The organism is uncultured Campylobacter sp. (genome assembly GCF_938030685.1).
GTDB lineage: Bacteria > Campylobacterota > Campylobacteria > Campylobacterales > Campylobacteraceae > Campylobacter_B.
This window is the reverse complement of record NZ_CALHHX010000144.1, coordinates 1-7,000: the sequence shown is the minus strand read 5'-3', so window position 1 is coordinate 7,000 and position 7,000 is coordinate 1. Positions and strand designations below refer to the sequence as shown.

Genomic DNA, 7,000 nt, shown 5'->3' with positions numbered 1-7,000 from the left:
CGGTGCGAAACAGAATTGTGATTATACAAGAGCGATGCTTAAAGGGGGCTGAATACGCAAGAGAAATTTTAAAAAACGATTTGGAAAATTTTAAATTTTATAATGAAATTTTATGTTTAACACGCCTGAGACAAATTTCATCTCCAGCCTCCGTAAAAATTTTATAAATTTCGCAAACGACCGCATCCAAACTAAAATTTTATTATACCGCGATATGCCGCAATTCGCGACCGCCGACCGCACCCATTCGCGCATAAAACCCGCTTGCAAAACACTTAAGCGCACGATTATAAGATTTCGCTATAATCACGTCCGATTTAAAATTTTATCAAAATTTAAAAGGATCTTTATGCGCGCAATTTTTTCTATCTATATCTTCATCATCGCAGCCCTTATCGGTATCGAGCTCTCGCTCGGCGCACTCGTCGCGCCGGTGGTATTTTTCCCGCAGCAGATTATCGGAGAGGGCGTGCTATCGCACTTTCAAAGCGGCAAACTGATGAGCGAGATCTTCGTAAAATACGGCGGCATCCTCATCGCAGTCTCGATCATCTGCCTCGTTTTTGAGATGATAAATTTCAACAATAACAAATCGCAGTCGTTTCGCTTGCGCCTTTCGACCCTGATGCTGACGCTAGTAAATATCATCTTAGCCCTACTTTTCGTGCTTTACTTTACCGACTATGTCATAAGCGCCCAAAAGATCGGCGCAGAAGCGACGATAACACCGGAATTTGCCCAAATCCACGCGGCTAGCGAGTGGTGCATGAAACTCATCATCGTGTTTCAAACGGTGCTGTTTTTCGCAAAAATCCTCCCCGCCCTGGCCGCAAGAGATGGCGCAGCGGCGAAAGACGCGCGGGATGAAGATTAGAATTTACTACGAAGATACCGATGCGCAGGGCATCGTGTATCACGCAAACTACATAAAATTTTGTGAGCGGGCGCGCAGCGAAGCGCTTATGCAGGCCGGGGTGGACTTCGCGCGTGCGGACGCACACTTCGTAGTTAGCGAGCTTTGCGCTAAATTCCTCCGCCCCGCGCGCCTCGGCGATACGCTTGAAATTCGCACGAGTCTAGCCGCGCTCAAAAATGCCAGCGCCCTTTTGCGGCAAGAAATTTACAAGATCAAAGATATTAAAAACACGGATTTCAGCGAGCTTTTATACGCACAGGACGTAAAAATCGCCTTCGTAAAAGACGGCAGGCCGATCAAATTTAGCGCCGAAATTTTAGAATTTTTCAAATCTTTGAGATAAATTTATTTCGCGGGTTCAAATTTCCTAGTCGTGTGCGGCGCAAACATAGCGCCGACCGGCTTTTAGCGCAAAAGCCATGAATACGCAGAGCTCTTGGGCGGTAATAAAATTTGCGGGCTAAATAAAAATTTTACGACATAGAATTTTGCTCGGCATTGAGGTTTAAATTTAACGCTACGCCGCGACATAAACCCTTCACGCGCCCGAGATAGAAAACAAAATTTGAAATATCGAAATTTTGCAATGGCGTTAAATTTTGCCCTACTCCGCCGCTTTATGAAATTTTCTCGCTTTTAAATTTAAACTCGCCGCAGATCGAGTCTGTGTTTTGCCTCGCTAAAATCCCGCTAGTCCGTGAAATTTAAGCAGGTCAAATTCGCCCCGTCTGCTCGCACGCTGTAATAAAAATCGCGCGCCCGCGCAAAGCTGCGCGCAAAATCAAAATAGCACGCAAAACGAGCGCCAAAATGCGCATCACAGCAGCTCTTTTATCTTCTGCAGATCCTCTTTGAAAAGCTCCGCCTTGCTCGGATTTTGCGCGATGAATGCGGGATCGAAGCTCGGCACGAAGCTGATGCCGCCCTCGTTAAAGACCGAGCCGTGTAGCGCGTCCATGCCCGCTAGATCGCCGTTTCGCAGCACGATTTTACAGCAGAGCTCCCCTAGGCAAAGCACGACTTTGGGCTTTAAAATTTTGATCTCGTCGGTCAGATAGGGCGCACATTTTAAGATCATTTCCGAGCTTATGCGCCTATTTTGTGGCACTGCGCACTTTATCAGAAAGCTAAAATAGATCTGCTCGGCCGTGCAAATTTGATCTAGCGCCGCTGCTACCTCAGCCTCCAAACCGCCGCCAAAACCTTCGCCAACGCCCGGCGCGAGAGCTACGATCATAAGTTTTACGTTCGCGGGAGTTTTAGAATTTTTAAAATTTTTGATAGTTTTGAAATTTTTAAAATTTTGCTCGCCGCTTCCAGCGCGCGTTTTGGCGAGCTCGCAGAGATTACACTCAGCGGTAGCGGATTTTAGCGCGTCCAGCGCCTTGAAAAATCGCGCGCCGCCGCTTAAAATTTCAGCGCCTACGTAGCGGTAGCCGAACGCTTTGTAATAAAGCAGCCTGCGTAGTTGCGAGTTTTGCACGGCGCGCCTACAATCTGTTTAAATTTCGCGCGACGAATCCGCGATCAAATTGCGCCAAATCCTCGTAAAATTCCGCGCTAAAGCCCTGCTCGCGCAAAAACGCCGCCAAGCTCTGCTTTTGATCGTAGCCCATCTCGCAGGCTAGAAATTTTGCGCGCCGTGCGGCGATCAGCACGATGCGTTTTAAAATTTCATCTCCCCGCTCGCCGCCAAACAGCGCCTGTTTCGGCTCCTGCAGCACGTGCGCGTCCAATGCGTAGGAGTTTGCGATGTAGGGCGGATTTGAGACGATGAGATCAAACTCGCCCGCGATCTCATCCGCGTAGGCGCAGTGTACGAACTCGACGTCCGCGCCCAAATTTGTGGCATTTGCGCGCGCTACTTGCAGAGCATCCGCGCTGATGTCGCTAGCCGCGATGCGGCAAGCGGGAAGTAGCTTTTTTAAGCATATAGCGATTATACCGCTGCCCGTGCCGATCTCGCAAATGCGCGGCCCACCCAAGCTCTGCGCCAAAGTAAGCGCCTTTTTTACTAAAATTTCGGTCTCGCAGCGCGGTATCAGCACCCGCTCATCGACGTAAAATTTAAAGCCCATAAACTCGCAGCTTTGCGTGATGTATTCAAGCGGACGACCGTCTTTAAATTCAACGATCTTAGCGCGAAACTCCGCTTCGTGCGCGAGCTCTTCCGAGCATTTTAGCACGAGCTGCTCATCGCTAAGTCGCTCGCAAAGCTTTAAAATTTCGCGTGCGACGTATTTTGAGCCGCACTGCTGCAGGCCCCATCTTAGCGCCTCAGCGATCCTCATCAAGCTCTCTTATGCGCTCATACAGGCTCGGGTGCGAATGATACACCGTGGCGTAAATTTTATGAGCGAGCGGAAATGCCTTGTTTTCGCTGCCCAGCTTCTTTAGCGCGCCGATCATGCTCTCTTTATCCTGCATGCTCGCGCCATGCCGGTCTGCGCTAAATTCGTGCATGCGGCTAAGCTTGGAGATTATGGGCTCAAAAAACGCATGCAAGATCGGCGCAAACAAAATCATAAAAACCAGCGTCGCGCCGCCATCTGCGTTAAGTCCTAGCGCGCTAAATACGCCCCCGGGGAGGTTTCCAAATACCGCGAACGTCGCGCCTAAAAGCACGAAGCTAAGCGCTAAATTTTTCAAAACATCGCCGTGTTTGAAATGCCCGAGCTCGTGCCCTAAAACGGCTAAAATTTCATCCTCACTCAGCTTCTCTATGAGCGTGTCGAAAAGCACGACCTTTTTCGTCGCGCCGAAGCCGCCAAAATAGGCGTTTAGCCGTTTGTCGCGCTTGCTTGCGTCAATCGTAAAAACGCCGCTACTTTTAAAGCCGCAGCGCTGCAAAAGCTCCTCTATGCGCTCTTTTAGCTCGCCTTGCTCTAGCGGCTGCATCTTATTAAACAGCGGCGCAATAACAGTCGGATAGATTAAATTTATCAGTAAAACTATGCCGAAGCTTAGCAAAAAGCCCCAGACCCACCAGTGCGCGCCCAGGCTATTTACGCAAAAAACGAGCGCAGAGGCTACTGCAAAGCCAAAAACCAGCGTGAGCGTGAGCGATTTTAGCGTATCTTTTACGAAAACGGCGGGCGTTATCGTGGAAAAGCCTAGGCGGCGATCTTTTACGAAGGTTTTGTAAATTTCAAGCGGAAGCGATATCACGCCGCCGATGATTAAAAACGCCGTTACAAAGCAGCTCCCCGTCAAAATTCCATCGCCCACTAGATCATATATCGCGCGCTGTAACGCGCCCGCGCCCGCAAGTATCCAAATAAGCGCTACCGCAAAAGAGAAGCAGTGCGAAAATATATTAAATTTTAAATTTACCGCGCCGACCTCGCCCGCCTTGCGATAATCCTCCTCGCTAAGCACCACCGCAGGCTCTTTTAGCTTGGCGCGGATGAAGCTTAGCTCAAGCAAATCAAGCGAAATTTTATAAATCGTGTAAAGCGCGTATAAAAAGATCAAAAACCAAACCATCGCGCCTACTTTAGGCTCTCGGCGAGCGAAAGCACTTCGTAATATTCATTTTCCATACTGTTTAACGTTCCTCTTTTTTCTTCAAGCTCTTCAAAAAGCCCCTGCATACCGAGCTTTTGATAAATTTCAGGCGTCGAAAGCGCGTGATTTAGCTCCTTTATGCGCGCCTCGATAGCCTCGATCTTAGCGGGATACTCCTCTAAAATTTTATTCTGCTTATAGCTAAGCTTCGCGGCGCTCGTTTTTTCCTTTTTGTTTTCGCGGCCGCCTTCGTCCGCGCTCGTGCCCGCGCCAGCGTCGGCCTCGATCTGATCGATCTCCGCCATCTCGTCTTCAAACTCCAAATACTGCGAATAGGGCATTTGAATTTGATCGATCGTGCCATTTTTTTCAAAAACCCAAAGCTTATTCGTGATCTTATCGATGAAATAGCGATCGTGGCTTACGATGATTACCGCGCCTTCGAAACTTAGCAGATAATCCTCCAAAATATTGATCGTTGCGATATCAAGATCGTTCGTCGGCTCATCCAAAATCAAACAATCGTACTGCTCGGTAAAGAGCTTGGCAAGCGCCAGACGGTTCTTTTCGCCGCCGCTAAGAACGCCCACGGGCTTATCCAAAAACTCCTTCGGAAATAAGAAATTTTTCAAATACCCATAGACGTGCATGTAGCTGCCGCGGACGCTTATGTGATCGCCGCCGTTGGGGCAGAAAATTTCGATTATGCTTTTATCGTCCGTGATGCCGCTGCGGGTCTGATCGAAGTAGCCGATCCTGATCTCGCCGCGTTTGATCTCGCCCGCATCGATCTTACTGCGACCGAGTAGAATTTTAAGCAGAGTGCTTTTGCCCGCGCCGTTAGCGCCTACGATGCCGATACGCTCGCCCTGCAAAACCCGCGCCGAAAAGCCCTTGAAAAGCACCTTGCCGTTTAAAATTTTACCGATATTCGTGCATTCAAAAAGCATCTTTTTGCGATTGTCGCCGCCCATGCCGTTAAAGCTCCTGCTCGCACGCTCCAGCTCGAGCCGCACGCGACGGATCGCGCCCGGGTTTTTCTTCGCATCCTGCCTCATCTGCATGATACGTGCCTTGCGCCCTTCGTTACGCTTTAGGCGCGCCTTTACGCCGCGGTGCAGCCACTCCTCCTCGGCGCGCAGCTGTTTAAGCAGCGTCTCGTGGGACTTTTCGAGCGAAGCAAGCATCTCCTGCTTGCGCCTCAGATAGTTCTCGTATCCGCCGTCGAAATTTGAAATTTTACCCTCTTCGATCTCGATACTGCGCGTCGCCAAGCGGTCGATGAAGTAGCGATCGTGGCTGATAAAAACGATCGTCTGCTTCGAGCTAAGCAGCATGTCCTCTAGAAATTTCACCATATAGACGTCGAGGTGGTTCGTGGGCTCGTCCAGCAGCAGCACATCGGGCTTTTTAAGCACCAGCGCGCCCAGCGCCACGCGGCGAATTTCGCCGCCGCTAAGCGTGCAGACGGAGCGGTTTTCGTAAATTTTAAGCCCGAAATTTTGCAGCACCTGCTCGATCTTATTGTCGATCTGCCAACCGTCCTTGGCCTCGATAAATTTAATAAGCTCGTCCTGGCGCGCCAAAAGCTCCTTGTTTTCGGGCTGCGCGGCGATTTTGCTCGAAATCGCGTCGTATTCGCTAAGGGCGGCGTAAATTTCAGCCAGTTCCCTTCGCAGCGCGTCTTTGACCGAGAGATTGTCTTCAAATTTAGGCGTTTGAGCGAGCATCTGGATATTTAGCCCGTTTTGAGTGATCACGCGTCCCTCGTCGGTCTCACACAGCCCCGCGACGATCTTTATCAGCGTGGACTTGCCGCCGCCGTTTTTACCGATCACGGCTACGCGCTCGTTAGCGTCCAATGCGAAATTTACGCCGTCTAAAACGACGTGAGAGCCGAATTTTTTCGTAACATCGATAAGCTCGATCAAAGCCAATTTTAAGTTCCTCTAGTGTTAAATTCGGTGATTTTACACAAAATTCTATTAAATTTTAATAACTTCTAAAGGTTTAGCGATGCAAAGTTTGGAATTTGACGGCTTGCGCGTAGAAATTTTCGCCCCGCACGCGCCGTTTCTTGTGTCAGCCACGCGTGCGCAGCCTCTCAGATCCACGCCAGATACCCTGCCCGACACCTCCGCATCCGCTCAGATTGTATCGTTCGAGCTTGACACACCTCCCACATTCGCACAGGATGATCCACCCGCTATTCCGTTCGGCCTGTCCGCGCAAGCTACTTCATCTGAGCCTTTCGCGTCTGCAGCACCAAATACACCGCTCGTTACGTCCATCGCGCCCGCTTCGCGTTCCTCTCTTGCCGCGCCTAAGACACAAGCCATTCAACCCGCTACGTCATCAGTGCTAGATAATAGACCAGAATTTACGGCGGTTACCGACTCGATTTCGCCCGCGTCATCGATGCAGAATACAGTACTCACCGCGTCCGCACAAACCGCCCCGCCCCGCTTGGGTGCCGTGCCGATCATCTACCTGCACGTCTTGGACTTTGGCGCGACCGGTACGGGCGAAATTTACGAACTCGTCTCGCGACGAAGCGGCGCAGATTTCGTGCTTGCG

Annotated in this window: 7 protein-coding genes; 3 read left to right on the top strand and 4 right to left on the bottom strand. The window is 50.2% G+C overall.

Annotated features, from left to right (window positions below; all coding sequences use genetic code 11):
* Positions 1 to 349 precede the first annotated feature (349 nt).
* Both Q0369_RS06735 and Q0369_RS06730 read left to right on the top strand, forming a co-directional pair.
* A complete protein-coding gene (locus Q0369_RS06735) occupies positions 350 to 874 on the top strand; it encodes a DUF4149 domain-containing protein (RefSeq protein ID WP_298097695.1) in 525 nt (174 codons plus the stop codon).
* Positions 864 to 1,259, top strand: a complete 396-nt coding sequence (locus Q0369_RS06730; protein ID WP_298097693.1) for a YbgC/FadM family acyl-CoA thioesterase — start codon at positions 864 to 866, stop codon at positions 1,257 to 1,259. The genes Q0369_RS06735 and Q0369_RS06730 overlap by 11 nt, the downstream gene beginning before the upstream one ends.
* Positions 1,260 to 1,733: 474 nt before the next feature.
* On the opposite strand, the gene Q0369_RS06725 is transcribed toward Q0369_RS06730, so the two are convergent.
* The 4 genes from Q0369_RS06725 to abc-f are packed head-to-tail and all read right to left on the bottom strand — an operon-like array spanning position 1,734 to position 6,360.
* Entirely contained in the window at positions 1,734 to 2,399 is a 666-nt protein-coding gene (locus Q0369_RS06725; RefSeq protein WP_298097690.1) for a uracil-DNA glycosylase family protein, read from the bottom strand.
* 7 nt (positions 2,400 to 2,406) lie between these two features.
* Positions 2,407 to 3,207: a peptide chain release factor N(5)-glutamine methyltransferase gene (prmC, locus tag Q0369_RS06720; RefSeq protein WP_298097686.1), complete on the bottom strand. Its 801-nt coding sequence runs from the start codon at positions 3,205 to 3,207 to the stop codon at positions 2,407 to 2,409.
* Positions 3,194 to 4,402, bottom strand: coding sequence for a M48 family metallopeptidase (locus tag Q0369_RS06715; protein WP_298097683.1), 1,209 nt, complete (start codon positions 4,400 to 4,402; stop codon positions 3,194 to 3,196). Before Q0369_RS06715 ends, prmC begins: the two co-directional genes overlap by 14 nt.
* 5 nt (positions 4,403 to 4,407) lie before the next feature.
* The gene (abc-f, locus tag Q0369_RS06710; RefSeq protein WP_298097681.1) at positions 4,408 to 6,360 is read right to left on the bottom strand and encodes a ribosomal protection-like ABC-F family protein; all 1,953 of its coding nucleotides are present in this window, start codon (positions 6,358 to 6,360) and stop codon (positions 4,408 to 4,410) included.
* A gap of 79 nt (positions 6,361 to 6,439) precedes the next feature.
* Here abc-f and Q0369_RS06705 point away from each other — a divergent pair.
* Positions 6,440 to 7,000, top strand: a 561-nt coding sequence (locus Q0369_RS06705; RefSeq protein ID WP_298097679.1) for a hypothetical protein, incomplete at its 3' end; no start/stop codon positions are given.

Excerpts from the sequence above, each read along its gene's own strand:
- Q0369_RS06735 (WP_298097695.1), top strand. The coding sequence starts at position 350 with ATGCGCGCAATTTTTTCTATCTATATCTTCATCATCGCAGCCCTTATC.
- Q0369_RS06730 (WP_298097693.1), top strand. The coding sequence starts at position 864 with ATGAAGATTAGAATTTACTACGAAGATACCGATGCGCAGGGCATCGTG.
- prmC (WP_298097686.1), bottom strand. The coding sequence starts at position 3,207 with ATGAGGATCGCTGAGGCGCTAAGATGGGGCCTGCAGCAGTGCGGCTCA.
- Q0369_RS06715 (WP_298097683.1), bottom strand. The coding sequence starts at position 4,402 with ATGGTTTGGTTTTTGATCTTTTTATACGCGCTTTACACGATTTATAAA.